The sequence below is a fragment of the Serratia plymuthica NBRC 102599 genome (genome assembly GCF_001590925.1).
GTDB lineage: Bacteria > Pseudomonadota > Gammaproteobacteria > Enterobacterales > Enterobacteriaceae > Serratia > Serratia plymuthica.
In genome coordinates, this window is the sequence record NZ_BCTU01000062.1 from 1 (window position 1) to 1,312 (window position 1,312).

Genomic DNA, 1,312 nt, shown 5'->3' on the forward strand with positions numbered 1-1,312 from the left:
GACCCATCCTGAATAGCGTTGACACGTTTTCGACTTAAATCTGGAGAACGTGATAATGGCTGAGTTTAAACGCACACAACGTGACTATCCTTTGTCTTTTAAAATTGCTGTTGTTGAGCAGGTTGAAAAAGGCGAAATGACCTACAAACAGGCTCAACTGCGCTATGGTATTCAGGGACGTTCGACCGTTCTGACCTGGTTGCGCAAGCATGGCCACCTTAACTGGTCCCCAGGTCTTCCCCTTCTCTCCAGCTGGGAGTTGCCCATGAACCAACCGCCTGCCCCTTTAACTCCTGAGCAAAGGATCAGGGAACTTGAAGAACAGCTTGAGCTGGTCACCCAGAAAGCGGAGTTCCTTGATGCTGTCGTTAACGTGCTGAAAAATGACTATGGGATCAGTGTTATAAAAAAGCGGCCAGGCAAGTCCTCACGCAAAAACAGACCCAAAAAATAACCATTACCCGGGTCTGCCAGTTCCTGGGACACAGCCGACAGGCCTGGTATCAGCACAATACACGGCTTAGTAAGCAGCGGGCTCGTGATGTCCGGATCGTCGATTTCGTTAAAACGATAAGAGTACGTCAGGCGCGTATCGGAACCCGCAAGTTGCATTATCTGCTGAATAAACAATCAGATGATGGATTGCATGTCGGACGTGACCGGTTGTTCTCCCTGCTGAAGGAGCGCAGACTGCTGGTGCCAGTCAGACGGGCGTACCATAAAACAACGGACAGCCATCACCGTTTTCGGCGACATCCCAATTTATTAAAAACGGGGCCGGAACAGGTGGTGGTAAGGCGACCAGAACAGGTATGGGTAGCGGATATTACCTACCTTCCAACCCGGAATGGCATGGTCTATCTGAGCCTGATAACGGATGCCTGCTCAAGGAAAATAATGGGCCATCATGTGCACAGCGATCTGCGTACTGACAATGTCGTGCAGGCCCTGAAACAGGCCTTAAAGCAGAGAAAAACGACTCAGCCGCTAATTCATCACTCTGACCGTGGAATACAATATTGTTCAGCAAGTTACCAGTCAATCCATGAAAAGCACGGGCTAATCTGCTCAATGACAGATGGCTATGACTGCTATCAGAACGCATTGGCGGAAAGGGTGAACGGGATACTGAAGACGGAGTTTTTGCTATCACGCCCGGCAGATCTGGAGCAGGCAAGAAAGATGGTGAGGGAATCGATAGAAATTTACAACGGAGAGCGGCCTCACCAGTCGCTAAAATACAAAACGCCCGATGCAGTGCATCAGGCGTTTTACAGGCATAAAAGTGTCAACCTATGCCAGGACTAGTCAG

The 1,312-nt window shown here is 49.6% G+C and carries 1 protein-coding gene; it reads left to right on the plus strand.

The window, feature by feature from the left end:
- Positions 1–52: 52 nt before the first annotated feature.
- A protein-coding gene (locus SPL01S_RS24120) for an IS3 family transposase (protein WP_111738551.1) occupies positions 53–1,308 on the plus strand; the annotation gives its coding sequence in 2 pieces (ribosomal slippage) (positions 53–404 and positions 404–1,308; 1,257 coding nt in all).
- The last annotated feature ends 4 nt before the right edge of the window (positions 1,309–1,312 follow it).